General features: G+C 67.2%; 21 protein-coding genes. 13 read left to right on the forward strand and 8 right to left on the reverse strand.

The window, feature by feature from the left end; genetic code table 11:
* Positions 1-99: 99 nt before the first annotated feature.
* Both ACGFZ3_RS08120 and ACGFZ3_RS08125 read right to left on the reverse strand, forming a co-directional pair.
* Entirely contained in the window at positions 100-1554 is a 1455-nt protein-coding gene (locus tag ACGFZ3_RS08120; protein WP_392918972.1) for an NAD(P)(+) transhydrogenase (Re/Si-specific) subunit beta, read from the reverse strand.
* Complete coding sequence (locus ACGFZ3_RS08125; RefSeq protein ID WP_068849390.1) at positions 1551-1859, reverse strand: NAD(P) transhydrogenase subunit alpha; 309 nt, start codon at positions 1857-1859, stop codon at positions 1551-1553. The genes ACGFZ3_RS08120 and ACGFZ3_RS08125 overlap by 4 nt, the downstream gene beginning before the upstream one ends.
* Positions 1860-1988: 129 nt before the next feature.
* Here ACGFZ3_RS08125 and ACGFZ3_RS08130 point away from each other — a divergent pair, with 129 nt between their 5' ends.
* From ACGFZ3_RS08130 to ACGFZ3_RS08140, 3 genes are read left to right on the forward strand one after another with little or no spacing between them, the layout of a single operon-like run.
* A complete protein-coding gene (locus ACGFZ3_RS08130; protein ID WP_392919921.1) occupies positions 1989-2558 on the forward strand; it encodes an RNA polymerase sigma factor in 570 nt (189 codons plus the stop codon).
* The gene (locus ACGFZ3_RS08135) at positions 2555-2884 is read left to right on the forward strand and encodes a hypothetical protein (RefSeq protein ID WP_392918976.1); all 330 of its coding nucleotides are present in this window, start codon (positions 2555-2557) and stop codon (positions 2882-2884) included. The genes ACGFZ3_RS08130 and ACGFZ3_RS08135 overlap by 4 nt, the downstream gene beginning before the upstream one ends.
* Before the next feature lie 2 nt (positions 2885-2886).
* A complete protein-coding gene (locus ACGFZ3_RS08140) occupies positions 2887-3306 on the forward strand; it encodes a DUF3106 domain-containing protein (protein ID WP_392918979.1) in 420 nt (139 codons plus the stop codon).
* Between the two features lie 67 nt (positions 3307-3373).
* On the opposite strand, the gene ACGFZ3_RS08145 is transcribed toward ACGFZ3_RS08140, so the two are convergent.
* Positions 3374-4456, reverse strand: a complete 1083-nt coding sequence (locus ACGFZ3_RS08145) for an NAD(P) transhydrogenase subunit alpha (protein WP_392918982.1) — start codon at positions 4454-4456, stop codon at positions 3374-3376.
* A 631-nt stretch (positions 4457-5087) separates the two neighbouring features.
* Positions 5088-7397: a DUF1631 domain-containing protein gene (locus ACGFZ3_RS08150; RefSeq protein WP_392918985.1), complete on the reverse strand. Its 2310-nt coding sequence runs from the start codon at positions 7395-7397 to the stop codon at positions 5088-5090.
* Positions 7398-7729: 332 nt separating this feature from the next.
* Between ACGFZ3_RS08150 and ACGFZ3_RS08155 the strand changes: the two genes are divergently transcribed.
* From ACGFZ3_RS08155 to ACGFZ3_RS08170, 4 genes are read left to right on the forward strand one after another with little or no spacing between them, the layout of a single operon-like run.
* On the forward strand, positions 7730-8305 hold the full coding sequence (locus tag ACGFZ3_RS08155; RefSeq protein ID WP_392918988.1) for a nitroreductase: 576 nt from the start codon (positions 7730-7732) through the stop codon (positions 8303-8305).
* Positions 8306-9229 (forward strand): 5'-3' exonuclease H3TH domain-containing protein, encoded by a 924-nt coding sequence (locus ACGFZ3_RS08160; RefSeq protein WP_392918991.1) that lies wholly within the window; start codon positions 8306-8308, stop codon positions 9227-9229. It begins immediately after the preceding gene.
* Positions 9226-9777, forward strand: a complete 552-nt coding sequence (locus tag ACGFZ3_RS08165; RefSeq protein WP_392918994.1) for an NUDIX hydrolase — start codon at positions 9226-9228, stop codon at positions 9775-9777. Before ACGFZ3_RS08160 ends, ACGFZ3_RS08165 begins: the two co-directional genes overlap by 4 nt.
* Positions 9758-10570 (forward strand): N-formylglutamate amidohydrolase, encoded by an 813-nt coding sequence (locus ACGFZ3_RS08170; RefSeq protein WP_392918997.1) that lies wholly within the window; start codon positions 9758-9760, stop codon positions 10568-10570. Before ACGFZ3_RS08165 ends, ACGFZ3_RS08170 begins: the two co-directional genes overlap by 20 nt.
* A gap of 75 nt (positions 10571-10645) precedes the next feature.
* Here the strand turns inward: ACGFZ3_RS08170 and pip are convergent, their stop codons facing one another.
* Both pip and prmC read right to left on the reverse strand, forming a co-directional pair.
* Positions 10646-11590 (reverse strand): prolyl aminopeptidase, encoded by a 945-nt coding sequence (pip, locus tag ACGFZ3_RS08175; RefSeq protein ID WP_392919000.1) that lies wholly within the window; start codon positions 11588-11590, stop codon positions 10646-10648.
* Positions 11591-11624: 34 nt separating this feature from the next.
* Positions 11625-12482: a peptide chain release factor N(5)-glutamine methyltransferase gene (gene prmC, locus ACGFZ3_RS08180; protein WP_392919003.1), complete on the reverse strand. Its 858-nt coding sequence runs from the start codon at positions 12480-12482 to the stop codon at positions 11625-11627.
* 344 nt (positions 12483-12826) lie between these two features.
* On the opposite strand from prmC, the gene ahpC reads away from it, so the two are divergent.
* The 5 genes from ahpC to ACGFZ3_RS08205 all read left to right on the forward strand — a co-directional run bounded on the left by ahpC (position 12827) and on the right by ACGFZ3_RS08205 (position 17755).
* Entirely contained in the window at positions 12827-13390 is a 564-nt protein-coding gene (gene ahpC / locus ACGFZ3_RS08185; protein ID WP_068849365.1) for an alkyl hydroperoxide reductase subunit C, read from the forward strand.
* Positions 13391-13556: 166 nt separating this feature from the next.
* Positions 13557-15149 (forward strand): alkyl hydroperoxide reductase subunit F, encoded by a 1593-nt coding sequence (gene ahpF / locus ACGFZ3_RS08190; protein WP_392919006.1) that lies wholly within the window; start codon positions 13557-13559, stop codon positions 15147-15149.
* A 93-nt stretch (positions 15150-15242) separates the two neighbouring features.
* Positions 15243-16211 carry a DNA-binding transcriptional regulator OxyR gene (gene oxyR, locus ACGFZ3_RS08195; protein ID WP_392919009.1) on the forward strand — a complete coding sequence of 323 codons (969 nt, stop codon included), beginning with the start codon at positions 15243-15245 and terminating at the stop codon, positions 16209-16211.
* 125 nt (positions 16212-16336) lie between these two features.
* The gene (gene rnk, locus ACGFZ3_RS08200; protein WP_392919012.1) at positions 16337-16741 is read left to right on the forward strand and encodes a nucleoside diphosphate kinase regulator; all 405 of its coding nucleotides are present in this window, start codon (positions 16337-16339) and stop codon (positions 16739-16741) included.
* Positions 16742-16792: 51 nt separating this feature from the next.
* Entirely contained in the window at positions 16793-17755 is a 963-nt protein-coding gene (locus ACGFZ3_RS08205) for a transaldolase (RefSeq protein WP_392919015.1), read from the forward strand.
* Between the two features lie 494 nt (positions 17756-18249).
* Here the strand turns inward: ACGFZ3_RS08205 and msrA are convergent, their stop codons facing one another.
* Together msrA and ACGFZ3_RS08215 are read right to left on the reverse strand one after the other, a co-directional pair.
* On the reverse strand, positions 18250-18900 hold the full coding sequence (gene msrA / locus ACGFZ3_RS08210) for a peptide-methionine (S)-S-oxide reductase MsrA (RefSeq protein ID WP_392919924.1): 651 nt from the start codon (positions 18898-18900) through the stop codon (positions 18250-18252).
* A gap of 30 nt (positions 18901-18930) precedes the next feature.
* A complete protein-coding gene (locus tag ACGFZ3_RS08215) occupies positions 18931-19197 on the reverse strand; it encodes a DUF2007 domain-containing protein (protein WP_392919018.1) in 267 nt (88 codons plus the stop codon).
* 188 nt (positions 19198-19385) lie between these two features.
* Between ACGFZ3_RS08215 and ACGFZ3_RS08220 the strand changes: the two genes are divergently transcribed.
* Positions 19386-21134, forward strand: coding sequence for a glutamine--tRNA ligase/YqeY domain fusion protein (locus ACGFZ3_RS08220; protein WP_392919020.1), 1749 nt, complete (start codon positions 19386-19388; stop codon positions 21132-21134).
* Positions 21135-21155 lie beyond the last annotated feature (21 nt).

The raw sequence follows: 21155 nt of genomic DNA on the forward strand, positions 1-21155 counted from the left end.
CGGTCGTGACTACCGTCGATCAGGGTCACGACCGTTGTTGCTCAACGGCGTCCGCATACCCGGTAGGTCACGACCGTTGGTCGTGACCCGCCGATCGAATCAATGCCCGCCGTCGAGGGCTTTGAGCTCGCTGACCAGCGCGCTCGCCGCGCCGGCGCCATCGCCGTAAAGCATGCGCGCGTTGTCGGCGTAGAACAGCGCGTTTTCGATGCCGGCGAACCCGGTACCCTTGCCGCGCTTGATCACCACCACGTTGCGCGCGTTGACCACGTCCAGGATCGGCATGCCGTAGATCGGGCTTGCCGGGTCGGTGCGCGCGACGGGGTTGACCACGTCGTTGGCACCGATCACCAGCACCACGTCGGTGGTGGGGAACTCGGGGTTGATGTCGTCCATGTCGGCGATCAGGTCGTAGGGCACGCCCGCTTCGGCCAGCAGCACATTCATGTGACCCGGCATGCGCCCGGCCACCGGATGGATCGCGAACTTCACCTTGATGCCGCGCTCGATCAGCCGCTGCGCCAGCTCCCACACCTTGTGCTGGGCCTGGGCCACGGCCATGCCGTAACCGGGCACGATCACCACGCGCTCGGCAAACGCCAGCATGGCGGCCACATCGCTGGCTTCGATCGGCTTCTGCGCGCCGGTGATTTCCTGCGCCGTGCCGCCTCCACCGAAGTTGGAGAACAACACGCCGCTGATCGGCCGGTTCATCGCCTTGGCCATCAAGCGGGTCAGCAGGATGCCCGCCGCCCCGACCATCATGCCGGCGATGATCAGCGCTTCGTTGCCCAGCACATAGCCTTCGAACGCCACCGCCAGGCCGGTGAAGGCGTTGTACAGCGAGATCACCACCGGCATGTCGGCGCCGCCGATCGGCAGGGTCATCAGCACGCCCAGCGCCAGCGCGACCACGAAGAAGCTGATGATCGCCACCGGGCTGAGGGTCACTGCCGCCCAGATGCCCAGCACCACCATCGCCAGCGCCACCAGCAGGTTGAACGCCTGCTGGCCGGGGAAGGTCACGCGCCGGTCCAGCCGGCCATCGAGCTTGGCCCAGGCAATGATCGAGCCGGACAGCGACACCGCGCCGATCGCCGAGCCGATCACCGCCAGCGCCAGCACCGTGGCCGAGGGTTGGCGCGCGCTCAGTTCGGCGATGGCCTGCGCGCTCCAGTGCGTGGTATCGCGGTTGGCCAGGAACGAAAAGCGCAGCAGCTCCACCGCACCGATTGCGGCGGCCGAACCGCCGCCCATGCCGTTGTACAGCGCCACCATCTGCGGCATGTCGGTGATGGCCACGCGCTTGGCCGACCACCACGCCACGCCCGTACCGATCGCCACCGCGGCCAGGATCAGCGGCACGTTGTGCAGGTCGGGCAGGAAGAAGGTCGCCACCGTGGCGATCAGCATGCCTAGACCGGCCCAGCGGATGCCGCTGCGCGCGGTCATCGGCGAGGCCATGCGCTGCAGGCCGAGCAGGAACAGGGTGGCGGCGACCAGGTAACTCACCTGCACGAGCCACTGCAGCAGTTGCGCGGTGGTGACGTTCAAGGCGCCTTCTCCCCGGCGTCACGCTTCTGGCTGGGCTTGAACATGTCCAGCATCCGTTCGGTCACCACGTAGCCACCGGCGGCATTGCCCGCACCGAGCACCACGGCGATGAAGCCGATGATCTTTTCCAGCGGGGTCTGCGCGTGGCCCAGCACCACCATGGCGCCGATCAGCACGATGCCGTGGATGAAATTGGACCCGGACATCAAGGGGGTATGCAGGATCACCGGCACCCGCGAAATGATCACGTGGCCTGCGATCGCAGCCAGCATGAAGATATACAACGCCACGAACCCGTCGCTCATTGCTGTCCCTCTTCCCGGCGGTCATCCCGTCCCGTGCATCATAACCATGCGCTGAACCGTTCTGCAGGGCGGTCAACCCAGGCCGTGCTGGCGCGTTCTCACGGTATCCCCCTGCGCGAGCGCTACCCTGTGCTGGTGAGCCCTTCCCTGCCGACCCTGGCCAACGATGCCGATGCCGAAACCGCGCTGCCGGTGTCACTGGATGCGTTCCTGGCCGGGATCGGCCCGCGCGCGTTCCGCTTCGCCGAGGCCGGGCTGCGCCAGCGTGACGATGCGCTGGACGCGGTGCAGGACGCGATGCTGCGCATGCTGGCCTACCGCGACAAGCCCGCAGGAGAGTGGTCACCGCTGTTCTGGAGCATCCTGCGCCGCCGGGTAGTCGACCTGCAGCGCCGCCGCGGCTTCCGGCTGCGGTTCTGGCGCAGCAGCGATGAGCTGGCCGGCGACCACGACATCGACTGGGCCGATCCTGGACCGGGCCCGGCCCAGGCCCACGAGCAACGAGATCAGTACGCCGCGTTGGTCAGGGCATTGCGTGAACTGCCCGCGCGCCAGCGCGAGGCGTTCACCCTGCGCGTGCTGCAGCAGCTCGATGGCGCCACCACCGCGGCGGCCATGGGCTGCAGCGAGGGCGCAGTCAAAACCCATCTTTCGCGCGCCCGGCAGGCGCTGCAGCAGCACCTGGAGATTGAACTGTGAGCCGCCCCGTGCCCCCCGCCCTTCCCGATGACACCGCGCTGGCGCAGCTGCACGCGCACGCGGTGACCCAGCTTTCTCCGGCCACGCTGGCACGCCTGCGCGCCGCACGGCATGTGCCGCAGCGGGGGCGCGCGCACGGCTGGTGGCTGGCCACTGCGTGTTCGCTGGTGGTGGCGCTGGGGCTGGGCATCAGCTTCAACGCGCGCCCGCCGGTGGCGCCACCCGCGCAGGTGGCCGGCGTGGCGGCGGATGACAGCGGCGACGTGCTCGACGAGAATCCGGACCTGTACCTGTGGCTGGGCGCCACCGACCTGGCAATGGAGTAGACATGAAACCGCGACTGACCCTGGCGCTGTTGCTGCTGTCGCTGAGCGCGGCCAGCGCCGCGCAGGCCCCAACGCTGCCGGAGTGGGACAAGCTCACCCCGCAGCAGCGCGATGCGCTGATAGCGCCGGTGCGTGACCGCTGGAACGGCGCGCCGCCACCGCAGCGCGAGCGCATGCTCCAGCATGGCCAGCGCTGGCAGAGCATGACCCCGGAACAGCGCGAGCTGGCCCGGCGCGGCCGCCACCGCTTCGAGAACATGAGCCCGGAGCAGCGCGAGCAGGCACGCGCGCTGTTCGCACAGATGCGCGGCATGACCCCGGCCCAGCGCGATGCGCTGCGCGAGCGCTGGGGCAGCATGAGCCCGGAACAGCGGCAGGAGTGGCTCAAGGCCAACCCGGTGAAGGATCTGCCGCCGCGCTAGTGCCGGCGGCCGGTCGGCGATGCGCCCAGGCGGCGGGCTGACAGCCCGCGCTACCCTGTGCGTTCCATCAATTCGCAATCCACCGCGTCTTCGCCAGCAGCTCATCGTCCCAATCAAACGCCACCGCGCCGTCCTTCAGGAACAGGGCGACGAAGTTGTAGAGGTTGCGCGCATACATCTCACTGGCGTGCACCGCACCCTGGCTGGCCAGGTTGAGCGGGCCGTCCACGGTGACTCCGCCCACGTCGACGGTCTCCCCCGGCCGGGTCGCCTCGCAGTTGCCGCCGGTTTCAGCCGCCAGGTCCACGATCACGCTGCCCGGGCGCATGCCCTGCACCATCGCGCTGGTGACGATCTTCGGCGCGGGGCGGCCGGGCACGGCGGCGGTACAGATCACCACATCAACCAACCGCAGGTGCTCGCCCAGCCGGCGCTGCTGCTCGGCCCGCTCTTCGTCGGTCAGCGGCCGCGCATAACCGCCCTCGCCCACCGCGCTGACCCCAAGATCAAGGAACTTGCCGCCGAGCGATTCAATCTGTTCGCGGGTTTCCGGGCGCACATCGAAGCCCTCCACCTGCGCCCCAAGCCGGCGCGCGGTGGCAATGGCCTGCAGCCCGGCCACGCCGGCGCCCACCACCAGCACGCGCGACGGCCGGATGGTGCCGGCGGCAGTGGTCAGCATGGGGAAGAAACGCGGGGCCAGCTGGGCCGCAATCAGCGTCGCCTTGTAGCCGGCCATGCCGGCCTGCGAACTGAGCACGTCCATGGACTGCGCACGCGTGGTACGCGGCAGGCGCTCCAAGGGAAACGCCTGCAGCCCACGCGACTGGATCATGCCGGCACGTTCGGCGTCGGCCTGCGGGTGCAGCATGCCGACCAGGCTGGCGCCGGATCTGAGCTGGCCCAGCCGCGCGGTTTCCGGCGGCTGCACGCACAGCACGATGTCGGCCTGGCCCAGGCGGGTGTCATCGGCAAGCTGTGCGCCGACGTCCAGATAGGCCTGGTCGGTGAACCCGGCGCGGGTTCCGGCGCCCGGCTCGATCCACACGGTGGCGCCCAGCGCGATGTACTTGCGCGCCGTTTCCGGCGTCAACGCTACACGGCGTTCGCCCTGCGCGTGTTCCTTGACCCCCAACACCTCGACAGCCATGCATGTCCCCGAGCAGCGGTAAGTGGTGGGATCGTAACCCGATTGGTCGGGTGGGAGACCTTTCCGCTGGAAGCGGTGCCTGGAATCGGGCGTCGCCTGGGTGCCGGCCGCTGGCCGGCAGCTTCATGCAGTTGGGCGAACAGTCTGGTGCTGAGAGGCCGTCTGGCTTGGCGGGACGGTGCGGGTTTGCGGGGGACGCCGTGAACCCATCCATGGGGGCTTGGTCGCCGCATCCATGCGGCTCACACCCCCGCAAACCCGCCCCGACCCGCCCTCGACAGTGGGTCGGTTGTCAACGAAGGTCAAAAGCCGAATTCGATCAGTGTGATGCGTTACCGGGCGCGGAGGGCGCAACGGCAGTCGTTTGGGAACCGACCCTACCGTGCCCAAGAAGCCGTTTGATTCGCGTAGAGCCACGCCCTGCGTGGCTGCTCTCTGCATCCGCGTGCGACCCAGCGTCGGGGGAGGCCGGCGGGTAGCCCCCGTAGGGACTGTCAAAAACATGGATGTTTTTGCCAAGCCTACAAGGATGTATTTACGGCGTGTCCCGTAAGGGGCTGCCCGCCGGCCTCCCCAACACGTAGCACCCGAAACGCTGCCGTTGACGTTGACGTTGCTGCCAGCGGCAACCTCAGTGAACCGTAGCGCCCTTGGTATCGAGGCGATCGATCACGCCCTGCATGGCGCTGTCGAAGGCGCCATCGTCGATGTGCGCGCGCAGGCGGCCGAGGCGCACCATGACCGCAAGTTCTTCCGGCGAGGCTACGCAGAAGCGCACGCCGCGACGGTTCACGAACAGCAGGCGCTGCGAAATCGGGCTGACCCAGGACAGCTTGCCGGCCTGGACCTTGCCGTCCTTGTCGACGAAATCCAGCCAGCTGCCGATCTCCAGGCCGCGGAAACGGTCGGCATCGGCATTGTCGAAGTCAGTGACATCGACCTTGCTGCCCAGCTCGACGCCCGGGCTGTCCGCCGCCGGCGGCGTCGGCAGTACCACCTGCGGCAGCTCCGGCAGCGCGCGTTCCAGTTCCGGGCGCGATTCAGCGATGGACTGCAGCGTGTCATGCAGCGAATCGATCGCCGCATTGGCACTATCGGCATGCACGCCCACACTGGCGAACACCTTGCGCAGCACCGGGTGCCACGCCTGCAGCCACGGCTTGCCGACGATCTGCCGGCGCGCCTCGGCCACTTCTTCCAGCAGCCCGTCGGCCAGCGCCAGCGCCTCGCTCACCGATGGGCCGTCATCGCCTTCCCGCAGCACGGCCAGGGTGAGATGGTGCTGCCACGGCTGGCGCAGGAAATCGCCGATGGCCTGCGGCAGCGCGGTGTCCGCGATCCGCCAGTCCAACTCGGAGGCCGCGCGGGTGCGTGCCACTTCCAGCTTTTCCTGGCCGCGCTGGGTCTCGGCCGCGCGGCGCTCGGCAATCTCGATCCGGCGCCGGTGCTGGGCTAGGAAATCGCGGAACTCTTCTTCCAGGGTCAGGAAGATGGCCAGGTTCTCATTGAACTCCGCCACCAGCCGCTCGATGATCTCCTCGACCTTGCCCATCAGCACGCGTTCGGCCTGGCTCTCGCCGGTGTTGCCTTCGCAGGCCTCGGCCAGTGAATTGAGCAGCTTGCGCGCCGGGTGGGTCTTCTGCACGAACATGCGGCGGTCGAGCATGGCCACCTTCACGAAGGGCACCACCAGCCGGCCGATCAGCTCACGCGAGCGACCTTCCAGGTCGCGCTCATCGAGCATCACATCGAACAGCATGCCGACCAGGTCGATCGCGTCTTCATCCTGCGGGTCCAGGCGCGCTTGGGCCGGGTCCACGCCAAGCCGGGTCGCGCCGGACAGCACTTCGCTCTTTAGCCGCTGGGCCAGCGATTCACCGTCTTCGCCGATCGCCGCGCGCAGGGTCGCACTCGGGGTGGCCTGCAGCAGCGAAAGCACCGACATCATTTCACGCTGGCTCAGTGGGCGTTGCTGCCCCACCGCCACGCTGGCGGCGGAGGTCGCGTCTTCGCGGACATGCCGGGTCTGCTGCAGCAGCTCGTGCAGCGCTTCCAGCAGCATGCCCTGGTTGCCGCTCATCCCATCCGGGCCTTCGCTGGCATGGTCATGCGCGGCCTGTGCCGACTGCATGCGACCACGGCTGGCCGCCCAGCGGTCGGCGAAGCGGCGCGCCCACGCCGGGGCCGCATTGTCGTCGGCGGCGCCGCTTTCGGTTTCCAGTGCCTCGACCAGCTCGTCCAGCTCCTGCCGGGGCGAAGGCGGACGCGGCGCGGCACGGCGCGGCGCAGCCATCTGCGGCATCACACCGGCGGCCGCCATTTGTTCGTCGAGTTTCTCGTAACGCTTGCCAATGGGTGCGTGCAGGTCGCGCTCGCACAGCTTGATCAACACCAAGCGCACTTCCGGCGCCAGTTCACAGTCTGCAAAGGCCTCATGGATGGCCACGCCGATATGCTCCGGGCTGATCGGGTTGGTGTCGGCGCTCAATTCCAGGCCGCCGGCGATCCACCCCAGGCGGCGGTCCAGACGGCCCAGCACCGGCTTCCAGTCGCGCAGCAGCACGGTGGCAAAGTTGCGCACCGCCAGCCGCGATTCCAGCACGTGCTCGGGAACCAGGCTCAGCCCTTCCTCGCCCTGGCCGGCCAGCGTGGCTTCGGCCGACAGCGGTTCAGCGCGCTCCAATGCCTCCCATGCCCGGTCCAGATGCCCACGGAAGCCGGCCACGATGTCCTCGCGGCGCCGACGCAGTTCACGCATGCCATCCAGGAACAGCAGCTGCGACGCGCCTGCAGTGCCGGCACGGTCGAACAGCACGTCGTCGAAGCGTGCGATCACGGTCGCGAACGATTCGACCAGCCCCGGCAGGGCGGCCTCGCGCGCAAGCTTCAACAGCGCCGGGTCGCGGCCCGGTTGTCCCGATACGTTGGGCGTGGCGATCATGCGAAAAGGCTCCCCACCCTCGCAGGTACAGAATGCAGCATGGATACAACAGGCACGGGCATCCCCAAGACACCAGCACGCGGATGGTAGGACGGCCCACCGGTCAGGGACAGTGAAACAGTCCGCACTTTGAACCTCATGACCCGGGCGCCGGCAGGCCTTGTATCGTAAGGCCAGCGCGGGTGGGAAGCGAGTACAGCGACGTGAAGGAATGCCATTAATTAGGTGCGGTTCATCACGGTTTGTCGCAAATGGGCGGGAGATCGCCGCAAGGCGGGTCACAAACTGCCCCGACTATAATCAGGGCCATCTGGATGCCCCATAGAGACCCCATGCTCGACTCCCCCGCGCTGCAAGCCCTGGACGCCCGCCGTTCGGTTCCCGCCCTGCAACTGGGCGCGCCCGGACCGGACCCTGCCACCCTGCAGCGGATGCTGACCTCAGCGGTGCGCGTGCCCGACCACGGCAAGCGGGTGCCCTACCGGTTCCTGCGAATCGCCGGCGATGCGCGCCTGCGCCTGGGTGAATTCCTGGCCCGGCGCAGCCGTGAGCGCGACCCCACCGCCTCCGACGCACAGATCGAGAAGGACCGGCTGCGCTTTTCACATGCCCCGCTGATCATCACGGTCATCGCCGCGCCTACGCCGAGCCCGAAGGTGCCTGAGCAGGAGCAGCTGATGACCGCCGGCTGCGTCTGCTTCGCGCTGCTGCAGGCCGCGCAGGCGCTGGGCTTTGGTGCGCAGTGGCTGACTGCCTGGATTGCCTTCGACCCGGACGTGCACGCCCACCTGGGCCTGGCCGCCCATGAGCGGATCGCAGGATTCATCCATATCGGTACGCCCAGGACCGCGGTGCCCGAACGCGAGCGCCCCGATCCGGCCGCGCTGCTGCAGGACTGGGTGGGCTGAGTGCACACGCCTCTCTATCTGGTGGATGCCAGCCTGTATGTGTTCCGGGCCTGGCACTCGATGCCCGATGAGTTCCAGGACCAGCAGGGCTGGCCGACCAATGCAGTGCATGGCTTTGCCCGCTTCCTGCTCGACCTGCTCGAACGCGAGCGCCCGCAGCACATTGCCATTGCCTTCGACGAGGCGCTGGACAGCTGCTTCCGTCACAGTCTCTATGCCGCCTACAAGGCCAACCGCGACCCGGCGCCGGACGCGCTGCGCCGCCAGTTCGCGCACTGCAAGGCACTGTGCAGCGCGCTCGGCCTGACCGTGCTGGCTCACCACGAGTACGAGGCCGACGATCTGATCGGCAGCGCGTTGCATGCGCGCCGCGCGGCCGGCATGCGCGGGGTGATCGTATCCGCTGACAAGGACCTGTCGCAGCTGCTGTTCGAGCATGACGAACAGTGGGATTACGCCCGCAACCAGCGCTGGGGCATGGCCGGGGTCAAGGCGCGCCACGGCGTGCATGCCCACCAGATCGCCGATTACCTGGCGCTGTGCGGCGATGCGGTCGACAACATTCCCGGGGTGACCGGCGTCGGCGCCAAATCGGCGGCGGTGCTGCTGGCCCATTTCGGCAGCCTGGACACCCTGTATGAGCGACTGGACGAAGTACCGTTCCTGCGCCTGCGCGGCGCCGCCCAGATGGCGGTGCGCCTGCGCGAGCAGCGCGAGCATGCGCTGCTGTGGCGGCAGCTGACCACCATCGCGCTGGATGCGCCGCTGGACGCGGCGCAGGCCGATTTCAGTCGCACCAGCGCCGACCCGCAGATGCTGCAGGGCCTGTGCGAGGCGCTGCGCTTTGGTCCACTGACGCGACGCCGGTTGTTCACTGCGGCCGGCGTTCCTGACATTTCCCCTCCTGCCAGCGAGTTCGCATGAGTCCCAACACGCAAGCCCCGAAGGTCGTCTACGAAGGCAAGTACCAGCGCATGGTCGTGCGCGGAACGTGGGAGTACAGCGAACGTACCCATGCCGGCGGGCTGGCCGCGATCATCATCGCCGTCACCCCCGACGACAACGTGCTTTTCGTGGAGCAGTTCCGCGTACCGCTGCAGGCCAATACGATCGAGATGCCGGCCGGGCTGGTGGGCGATATCGACGCGGGTGAATCGATTGAAGACTCCGCCGTGCGCGAGCTGGAAGAGGAAACCGGCTGGACCGCCGAGCATGCCGAAGTATTGATGATCGGACCGACTTCGTCCGGGGCCAGCAGCGAGAAGATCGCCTTCGTGCGCGCCACCGGCCTGCGCAAGGTCGGCGCGGGCGGCGGCGATGCCAGCGAGGACATCACCGTGCATGAAGTTCCCCGTGCCCGGGCGGCGGCCTGGCTGGTGGAGAAGATGGGCCAGGGCTACCAGCTGGACGCCAAGCTGTGGGCCGGCCTGTGGATGATCGAGCACCACCTGGATGGGACCGCGCGTGGCTGATTCACGCGCACGTCCGCAGGCGGCCACGCCCCTGCTTGGCGCGGGGGATCCTGCGCCGTTCACCGTGCTGCACCCGGCCGGGCGTTCGCCCTATGTGCTGATCGCCGACCACGCCGGCCAGCAGGTGCCGGAGGTGCTGGCGAACCTGGGGCTGGCGCAGGTCGAGCGCGACCGGCATATCGGCTGGGACATCGGCATTGCCGGGGTCACCCGCGAACTGGCCGGGCTGCTCGACGCGTGGGCGATCACCCAGACCTATTCGCGGCTGGTGATCGACTGCAACCGGCCGTTGGCCTCACCGACGCTGATCCCCGAGGTCAGCGACCATACCGTGGTGCCGGGCAACGCCGGGCTGTCGGCCGCGCAGCGCCAGCAGCGCATCGATGCGATCCACGCGCCCTACCACGCGCGCATCGCTGCGGAGCTGGATGCGCGCGCCGGGCAGCAGCGCCCGACGCTGCTGGTGATGATGCACAGTTTCACCCCGCGCATGAATGGTGCGGACCGGCCGTGGCATGCCGGGGTGCTGTACCACCAGGACACGCGCCTGGCGCATGCGCTGCTGCAGGCACTGCGCGATGAAGGCGACCTGGTGGTGGGCGACAACCAACCGTATTCGGTCAGCAGCACCAGCGATTACGCGGTGCCGGTGCACGGCGAAGGCCGCGGGCTGCTGCACGTGGAGCTGGAAATCCGCCAGGACCTGATCGCCGATGCCGCCGGTCAGCGGGCCTGGGCCGAACGCCTGGCACGGGTGTTCACCGCGCTGGAGATCACGGCGCGGTCGAACTGACGCCGCCACGACCAACGGTCGTGGCCTACCGCAACCGTATCGCCGGCAGGTACCCACCGTGAGTGGGCACGGGCATCACGCGGCGAAGCCATCCGTGGCGCGCACCAGCGCGTCGATGTTCTCCGCCTCGAACGCGGAATGGCCCGACGCCGGGCTGATTTCCAGCGTGGATTTCGGCCAGGCCTTGTGCAGCTCCCACGCATTCTGCAGCGGGCACACCACGTCGTAACGGCCGTGCACGATCACGCCCGGGATATCGGCGATACGGTGCGCATCGCGCAGCAGCTGCTCCTCGACCTCGAAGAAACCGCCGTTGACGAAGTAGTGGTTCTCGATACGCGCGAAGGCCAGCGCGAAGCGCGGGTCTTCATGGCTGTTCACGAAGTCAGCGTCCACGTGCAGGAAGCTGGTGGCGCCTTCCCACACGCTCCACGCCTTGGCTGCGGCCAGCCGGGTGGCTTCATCGTCGCTGGTCAGGCGGCGGTGGAAGGCGGAAATCAGGTCGTGGCGTTCCACCGCCGGGATCGGCGCCAGGTAATGCTCCCACGCATCCGGGAACAGGCGGTTGGCACCTTCCTGGTAGAACCATTCCAGTTCCCAGCGGCGCAGCATGAAGATGCCACGCAGCACCAGCTCGGTGACCCGCTGCGGATGGGTCTGCGCGTAGGCCAGTGCCAGCGTGGAGCCCCAGCTGCCGCCGAAGACCTGCCAGCGCTCCACCTTCAGGTGCTCGCGCAGCTTCTCGATATCGGCCACCAGGTCCCAGGTGGTGTTGTCCACCAGGTCGGCGTGCGGGGTGGAACGGCCGGCGCCGCGCTGGTCGAACAGGATGATGCGGTACTTGGCCGGATCGTGGAACTGGCGCATCTTGTCGCTGCAGCCACCACCGGGGCCGCCGTGCAGCATCACCACCGGCTTGCCCTGCGGATTGCCGCACTGCTCGAAATACAGCGTGTGGCGGTCGTCGACCTTCAGGCTGCCAACGTCGTAAGGGGTGATGGCCGGGTACAGCGTGCGCATGGGTGGAGCTCCAGTGGAATCACGGTCGCCCATTCTACCGCTGGGCAGCCGGCCACCGTCCCAGGCTTACCCGATCGCGCTGCTCAAGATCCAGCGCGGTGTCCACGTCGACGAATCCGGCGCCCTCCAGCAGCGTGCGGATCGGCGCGCCCTGGTCCCAACCGTGCTCCATCAACAGCCAGCCGCCTGGCTGCAGGTGCGCGGGCGCGCCGGCAATGATCAGGCGGATGTCGTCCAGCCCATCGTGACCGGAGGCCAGCGCAGCAGCAGGCTCGAAGCGCAGGTCGCCCTGCGCGAGGTGGGGGTCGTCACTGGCGATGTACGGCGGATTGCTGGCAATCAGGTCGAAGCGCTCGCGGGCCAGTGGCGCATGCCAGGACCCCTGCCGGAACGCGATGTTGGCCAGCCCGTGCCGGCGGGCGTTGCCGGCAGCAACCGTGATCGCATCGCTGCTCATGTCCGTGGCCACGATCTGCGCCAGCGGGCGTTCGCTGGCCAACGCCAGCGCGATGGCGCCACTGCCGGTACCCAGGTCGGCCACCCGCAGCGGCACGCCTTCCGGCAGGCGCTCCAGGGCCAGTTCGACCAGCCGTTCGGTTTCCGGCCGCGGAATCAACGTGGCCGGGCTGACCGTCAGGTCCAGGGTCCAGAAGCCACGGCGCCCCAGCAGATAGGCCACCGGCTCACCGGCAATGCGCCGCTGCAGCAGGGTCGCGAACGCCTCCGCCGTGGCCGGCTCGAGCATGTCGGTGGCGTGCGCGAACAGCCAGCCCCGCTCGCGCCCCAGTACATGCAGCAGCAACAGTTCGGCCTCGTGCCGACCTTCCACTCCGGGCAGCGCGCGGGCGGCGGCGGCAAGCAGCTGGCGGATCTCCTGCGGAGCGGCGGTCATGGGGGCCTGGGGGAATGGCGATGGGGGCGCAGTGTAGGCCAATGGCGGCACCCTGCAGGCGTTGAGACGGCGTGTCGCAGGACGCGCGCCGGACTGACCTGCCGTTCAGCCAGCGGGGAAGTCGCATAACCTGCGGCTATCAACCTGTCGGCAGCCGAATGAAGCCAAATTCTTTCTACACAATGACTTACGCGTTGGTGACGGCCATCGTTCACTCCCCAATCAGGGCTCTTCGATAGACTGCATCTATCGATTAGATGAAATCAATGCATTGTCCTTATCGAAACCCAGCCGGTACTCTGTGTTGGCTGCTTCACCCATCCCCTTCACCACGAGGAATATCGATGTCGCTCATCAACACCCAGATCAAGCCGTTCGAAGCCAACGCCTACCAGAATGGCGAGTTCATCAAGGTGTCCGACAGCACCCTGAAGGGCCAGTGGTCGGTCCTGATCTTCATGCCGGCCGCCTTCACCTTCAACTGCCCGACCGAGATTGAAGACGCCGCCGATCATTACGCCGAATTCCAGAAGGCCGGTGCCGAGGTGTACATCGTCACGACCGACACCCACTTCTCGCACAAGGTCTGGCACGAAACCTCGCCGGCCGTCGGCAAGGCCCAGTTCCCGCTGGTCGGCGACCCGACCCACCAGCTGACCAACGCGTTCGGCGTGCACATTGCCGAAGAAGGCCTGGCCCTGCGCGGCACCTTCATCATCAACCCGGAAGGCGTGATCAAGACCCTCGAGATCCACTCCAACGAGATCGCCCGTGACGTCTCCGAGACCCTGCGCAAGCTGAAGGCTGCCCAGTTCACCGCCGCCAACCCGAACCAGGTGTGCCCGGCCAAGTGGAAGGAAGGCGAGAAGACCCTGACCCCGTCGCTGGACCTGGTCGGCAAGATCTGAGTCCGGCCCGCAACAGGTAACGCTCCACTCCCATTCCCGTTTCGACGGGAGTGGGGGTGAATCCAAGCCGGTGCCGCGCGCCCGCTTCGGTTCACCCCTACGCCGCCCAGATGTACCGTAGCGGTACGTCGACGTAGTTCCTTTGCCTGAATCAAGGAGTTTTTCGATGTTGGATGCCAACCTCCAGTCCCAGCTGAAGACCTACCTGGAACGCGTCACCCGGCCGATCCAGATCACCGCGCATGCCGATGACAGCGCCAAGTCGCAGGAGATGCTGGAGCTGCTCGAAACCCTGGTCAGCCTGTCCAGCCAGATCACCCTGGACGTGCGCCGGGACGGCGCCGAGCGCACCCCTTCCTTCGCCCTGACCACGCCGGGCCAGGACATCCACCTGGCCTTCGCCGGCCTGCCGATGGGCCATGAGTTCACCTCGCTGGTGCTGGCGCTGCTGCAGGTGGGTGGGCATCCGTCCAAGGCGACCGCCGAAGTGATCGAACAGGTGCAGGGCCTGGAAGGCGAGTACCGCTTTGAAACCTACTTCTCGCTGTCCTGCCAGAACTGCCCGGACGTGGTCCAGGCGCTGAACCTGGCGGCGGTGTTGAACCCGCGCATCCAGCACGTGGCGATTGACGGCGGCCTGTTCCCGGCCGAGGTCGAAGCGCGCCAGATCATGTCCGTGCCCACCGTGTACCTCAACGGCGAAGTGTTCGACCAGGGCCGAATGAGTCTGGAGCAGATCGTGGCCAAGCTCGATACCGGCTCGGCCAAGCGCGATGCGGCAAAGATTGCGGCGAAGGCGCCGTACGACGTGCTGGTGCTCGGCGGTGGCCCGGCCGGCGCCGCTGCAGCGATCTATGCCGCGCGCAAGGGCATCCGCACCGGCGTTGCTGCTGAACGTTTCGGTGGCCAGGTGCTGGACACCATGGCGATCGAGAACTTCATCTCGGTCAAGGAAACCGAAGGCCCGAAGCTGGCCACCGCGCTGGAACAGCATGTGCGCGAATACGACGTGGATATCATGAACCTGCAGCGCGCCAGCGGCCTGGTGCCGGCCGGCGAGGACGGCCTGGTCGAGATCAAACTCGAAAACGGTGCGTCACTGAAGTCGCGTTCGGTGATCCTGTCCACTGGCGCACGCTGGCGGCAGATGAACGTGCCCGGCGAGGACCAGTACCGCAACAAGGGCGTGGCCTACTGTCCGCACTGCGACGGTCCGTTGTTCAAGGGCAAGCGCGTGGCGGTGATCGGCGGCGGCAATTCCGGCGTCGAGGCGGCGATCGATCTGGCCGGCATCGTGACGCATGTGACCCTTCTCGAGTTCGATGACAAACTCCGCGCCGATGAAGTCCTGCAGAAGAAGCTGCGAAGCCTGGGCAATGTCACCATCATCACCAGCGCGCTCACCCAGGAAGTACTGGGCGATGGCCAGAAGGTGAACGGTCTGGTCTACAGGGACCGCGTCGGTGGCGATGCCCACCGGGTCGAGCTGGAAGGCATCTTCGTGCAGATCGGGCTGTTGCCCAATACCGAGTGGCTCAAGGACACCGTGGCACTGTCTCCGCGCGGCGAAGTGGTCATTGACGACCGCGGCCAGACCAGTGTTCCGGGCGTGTTTGCCGCAGGAGATTGCACAACCGTACCTTACAAGCAGATCATCATCGCGATGGGCGCCGGCTCGACGGCCGCGCTGAGCGCTTTTGACCACCTGATCCGAACCACCGTTCCAAAGAGCAGCGGCGCCGTCGCCGAAGCTGCCTGAAACGTCCGGTTCCCCGCTTGCGGGGAACCTTTTTTTGCCTGCTGGGAAAACCACGCCATCGCCCGGTCCATTACCGTCTAGAGGTACAAGGAAATGAACCTACGTGATCTGAAATATCTGGTGGCGTTGGCTGACCATCGCCACTTTGGTCGAGCGGCGGCGTCCTGCTTCGTCAGCCAGCCCACGCTCTCGACCCAGATCCGCAAGCTCGAGGATGAGCTGGGCCTGCCGCTGGTGGAACGCTCCCCGCGCAAGGTGATGCTGACTCCGGCCGGCCTGGAAGCGGCCGCCCGCGCACGCACCATCATGGGCGAAATCGAACAACTCAAGGAGGCGGCGCGGCGCAGCCGCGACCCCGAAGCGGGCACGGTCCGGCTGGGCATTTTTCCCACGCTGGGTCCGTACCTGCTGCCGCACGTCATCCCGAACATCCGCGGACGCTTTCCCCAACTTGAGCTTCTGCTGGTCGAAGAAAAAAGCGATGAGCTGCTGAACCGACTGCGCGACGGCCGGCTGGATGCGGCCCTGCTGGCGCTGCCACTGGACGACGACCAGCTGCACGCCGAGTTTCTGTTCGAGGAACCGTTCCTGCTGGCCGTCTCCGGCCAACATCCGCTGGCGCGACGCCTTCACCTTGATGTCCAGGAACTCTCGTCGCAGAAGCTGCTGCTGCTGGAAGACGGGCACTGCCTGCGCGACCAGGCGCTGGCGGTATGCCGTCTGTTCGGCGCCAACGAGAAGTCCGAATTCCGCGCCACCAGCCTGGAGACGCTGCGACAGATGGTCGCGGCCGACGTCGGCATCACCCTGCTGCCGACCTTGTCAGTGAAGCCGCCAGTGCCGCGCTCGGACAACATCCGCCTGCTCGATTTCGAGGGCGATGACCGCCCCAGTCGGCGCATCGCCATGGTCTGGCGGCGCAGCTCTGCCATGACCGGCTTCCTGGAGCAGCTCGCCGACCAGTTCAAGCGGCTGCCAGAGGCGCTGTTCACCCTGGACGGCGCCGATGGCGCGCCGGGCCGGCCGCGAGCGCTCCAGGCGCCGGCTCGACGGTCACGCTGAACCGGCGATGCCGGGGCGGCCCGGGACCGGGTCGCATCCGCCACCGATAGGCCGCACAATACGACAGGGCGGCGCCAGCAGGCGCCGCCTTTTGCATGGGTTTTTCCATCACCAAGGAACTTCAGATGTCCACCGCCAGCGGCCTGCCGCCTTCCATCACCGTGTCCAGCCACGACATGGACCGCCTCGAGTCCATGCTCGACTCGCCCGCCGTTGCCAGGACGCCTGCGGCGCTGGCACTGGTCGAGGAATTGAACCGTGCGACCGTGGTGGCGCCGGAACACATGCCGGAAGGCGTGGTCATGATGCATTCGCGGGTGGAATGCGAAGATGAACTGCACGGTGACAGGCACGAGCTGACGCTGGTCTACCCGCGCGAAGCCGATGTCGACCAGGGCAAGGTCTCCATCCTCGCACCGGTGGGCACCGCGCTGCTTGGCCTGGCCGTTGGCCAGTCGATGGACTGGGATGCACCTGGCGGCCGCAAACTGCGCCTGCGGGTGAAGGCCGTCCACACCCCCAGAATTTGATCGTCCCTGCCACGCACCCCGCAGGGCCCAGGTAACGTTCCAGGAGCCGCAATGAGCACCGCAACCCCGTCCAAACTCTCGCAGCTGCGCGATCTGTCCGTGGTCGTGGCCGATACCGGCGATTACGAGGCAATCAAGCGCCTGAAGCCGGTCGACTGCACGACCAATCCCACGCTGGTGAAAAAAGCGCTTGACCTGCCGGTCTATGCCGAGCTGATCGAGCGCGAACTGGCCTGGGGCCGCACGCAGGCGGGCGATCGCGAAACCGTCGTGAACGCCGTGGCCGATCGTCTCACCGTCGGAGTGGGCACGCTGCTGAGCACGCTGGTACCCGGCCGCGTTTCCACTGAAGTCGACGCCGACCTGGCCCACGACACCGCGGCCACGGTAACCAAGGCACGCCAGTTCATCGCCATGTACGAAGCGGCCGGCGTGCCGCGCAGCAAGGTGCTGATCAAGATCGCGGCTACCTGGGAAGGCGTGGACGCCGCACGCCAGCTCCAGGCTGAAGGCATCGACTGCAACCTGACACTGATCTTCAACCCGACCCAGGCCCTGGCCTGCAGCGAGGCCGGCGCGTTCCTGATCTCCCCGTTCGTCGGCCGGATCCTGGACTGGTACGTGGCCAACGGCCAGGCCCCGGCCAACATCGACGCCGACCCGGGCGTGGTGTTCGTGCGCGGCGTATATGCCGAGTTCAAGCGCCGCGGTTCGCCGACCGTGGTGATGGGCGCCTCGTTCCGCTCCACCGCGCAGATCGAAGCGCTGGCCGGCTGCGACCGCCTGACCATCTCGCCGGACCTGCTGGAAAAGCTGGACGCCGACCACGGCGAGCTGCCACGCAGGCTGGTGGCTGGCGCCGCCGAAGCGGTCAACGTCACCCCGATCGACGCAGCGAAATTCGCCGCCGACCTCGCGGCCGACCCGATGGCCACCGAGAAGCTGGCCGCCGGCATCGACGCGTTTGCCAAGGACCTGGAAGCGCTGCGCCAGACGATTCGCGAACGGCTGTAAGCAGTTCCTGCGTTCTCGAACGCAATACGGGACGGATGCAGCGATTGCATCTGTCCCGTTTTTGTTTGGATATCCGCGAACGGCCGGCGTTTCGATTGATCCGAGCAGGGCGGCCGTCGGCCGCCCCAGATGGTGAGTCGCGGGCGGATGCAAAAGGCAGCCACGCAGGGCGTGGCTCTACGGCCTCGCACAAGGAATCAATACGCACGGAACGCCACCGCGTCCGGCAACGCATGAAAATGATCGGCGCCGTTCTTGATCTTCCCGTGGCCACCTACGCACCGTCGAGGGTCGGCGGGGGCGGGTTTGCGGGACCGTAGAGCGCCATGGATGGCGCGAACGAGCCTACACGGACGTACTTGCGGCGTGTCCCGCAAACCCGCACCCGCCGGCCCAGCTCAGGCCATGCGCGGGCCCAGCGGCTGTTCGCCAAAACGCATGAAGCTGCCGGGCAAACGCCCGGCAGCCCCAGCATCAAACGCAATCGCAGGCTGTTAAACCCCAACCCCGATCGGGCAACTCACCCCGGTCCCACCAATCCCGCAATAACCGTTCGGGTTCTTGGCCAGATACTGCTGGTGGTAATCCTCAGCGTAGTAATACGCCGGCGCCGGGAACTCGATCTCGGTAGTGATGGCCCCCAACCCAGCCTCGGTCAACCGCTGCTGATAGGCATCACGGCTGGCAAGCACAGCATCGAACTGGGCCTGGGACGTAGCGTGGACCGCCGAACGGTACTGGGTGCCGGTATCGTTGCCCTGGCGCATGCCCTGGGTCGGGTCGTGGTTCTCCCAGAACACCTGCAGCAGCTCGCCCAGGCCGATGATGGACGGGTCGAACACCACCTCCACGATCTCGGTGTGCCCGGTCAGGCCTGAACAGACCTCTTCATAGGTCGGGTTCGGGGTCACCCCGCCCGCATAGCCCACCGAGGTCGAATACACCCCCGGCAGCGTCCAGAACTTGCGCTCGGCGCCCCAGAAGCAGCCCATCGCGAAGCGGATCCGCTCCAGTCCGGCAAAGCCGTCCTTCAGCGGGTGGCTGTTCACGTAGTGCCGGTTGTGCAGCGGCAGCGGGTGTTCGCGGCCGGGCAACGCTTCATCCGGGCGCGGCAGGCGCTGCTTGAACGCCCCGATCCCCAACAGGCCCTTGGCAATTCCCAACATGGCGCTCTCCTAGGCCGGCAACGGGCCGGCGCTTTCGTCACCGTCCCATATGGGGTCGTCCTGCGGCCCGCCCAAGTCCAGGCCGGCCACGATCTGCTCGGCCTCGGGCCTGGCCAGGTCCGGCACGCACACCCGCAGCACCCCGAACAGCGGCAGCTCGCCCATTCCGCCCAACAGCGACTCGCCGAACACAAAGGCCGGAATCCGCGCTGCCTCCAGCGCGTGCTTGACCAGATGGGCGTCGAACAGGTTGTCGGCCTGGTAGATCACGTGCATGGGCGCGCTCCGGTGGATTCTGGGGGCAGCATACGCTGGTGCTCCAATGAGTGCCGACCAACGGTCGGCACCTACCGTCTAACGCGCCCCGGGGGGATGAGTGCCGACCAACGGTCGGCACCTACCGTCTAACGCGCCCCGGGGGGACGCGTTAGACTGACGTTCTTTCTGCCTTCTGCCTGCGCATCATGTCCGAGCCTACTGCCGCCCCCACCGACGCCCTTCCGGAAACCCACGAAAAGCGGGATTTCATCCGTCAGATCGTCCGCGAGGACCTGGCCGCCGGCAAGCATGCCGCAATCAAGACGCGCTTCCCGCCCGAGCCGAACGGCTACCTGCACATCGGCCATGCGAAGTCGATCTGCCTGAACTTCGGCATCGCCGGTGAGTTCGCCGGCGTCTGCAACCTGCGCTTCGACGATACCAACCCGGCCAAGGAAGACCCCGAGTACGTGGCCGCCATCCAGGATGACGTGCGCTGGCTGGGCTTCACCTGGAACGAACTGCGGCATGCCTCCGATTACTTCGACGCCTACTACCTGGCCGCCGAAAAGCTGATCCGCGATGGCAAGGCCTATGTCTGTGACCTGTCGGCCGAGGAAGTGCGCGCCTACCGCGGCACCCTCACCGAACCTGGCCGCCCTTCGCCCTGGCGCGACCGCAGCGTCGACGAGAACCTGGACCTGTTCCGCCGCATGCGCGCCGGTGAGTTCCCGGACGGCGCGCGCACCCTGCGTGCCAAGATCGACATGGCCAGCGGCAACATCAACCTGCGCGATCCGGCCCTGTACCGCATCAAGCACGTCGAACACCAGAACACCGGCAATACCTGGCCGATCTACCCGATGTACGACTTCGCCCATGCCCTGGGCGACTCCATCGAAGGCATCACGCACTCGCTGTGCACGCTGGAGTTCGAAGACCACCGCCCCCTGTACGACTGGTGCGTGGACAACGTCGACTTCGCCCATGACGATGCACTGACCGCGCCGCTGGTCGAGCGTGGCCTGCCGCGCGAAGCCGCCAAGCCACGCCAGATCGAATTCTCGCGTTTGAACATCAACTACACCGTGATGAGCAAGCGCAAGCTGATGGCGCTGGTCACCGAACAGCTGGTCGACGGCTGGGAAGACCCGCGCATGCCGACCCTGCAGGGCCTGCGTCGTCGCGGCTACACCCCGGCGGCGATGCGCCTGTTCGCCGAACGCGTGGGCATCAGCAAGCAGAACTCGATGATCGATTTCAGCGTGCTCGAAGGCGCACTGCGCGAAGACCTCGACAGTGCCGCCGCGCGCCGCATGGCCGTGGTCGACCCGGTCAAGCTGGTGCTGACCAACCTGCCCGAGGGCCATGCCGAAACGCTGACCTTCTCCAACCACCCCAAGGACGACGCCTTTGGAACCCGCGAGGTGCCGTTCGCCCGCGAACTGTGGATCGAGCGCGACGACTTCGCCGAGGTGCCGCCCAAGGGCTGGAAGCGCCTGGTGCCCGGTGGCGAAGTGCGCCTGCGCGGTGCCGGCATCATCCGCTGCGATGAAGTGATCAAGGATGCCGACGGCACCATCACCGAACTGCGCGGCTGGCTGGATCCCGAATCGCGTCCCGGCATGGAAGGCGCCAACCGCAAGGTCAAGGGCACCATCCACTGGGTCAGCGCCGTGCATGCCGTGCCGGCCGAAATCCGCCTGTACGACCGCCTGTTCTCGGTGCCCAACCCGGACGATGAGTCCGAAGGCAAGACCTACCGCGATTACCTCAACCCCGAGTCGCGCCGCACCGTCACCGGCTACGTCGAACCGGCCGCGGCCACCGCCGCGCCAGAACAGTCGTTCCAGTTCGAGCGCACCGGTTATTTCGTCGCCGACCGCCGCGACCACACCGCCGCCGCCCCCGTGTTCAACCGCAGCGTCACCCTGCGCGACACCTGGTCGGCGTAAGCCCCACCGCATTCGAAAGGC

Source organism: Stenotrophomonas sp. NPDC047960, from assembly GCF_043204395.1.
Classification (GTDB): Bacteria; Pseudomonadota; Gammaproteobacteria; order Xanthomonadales; family Xanthomonadaceae; genus Stenotrophomonas.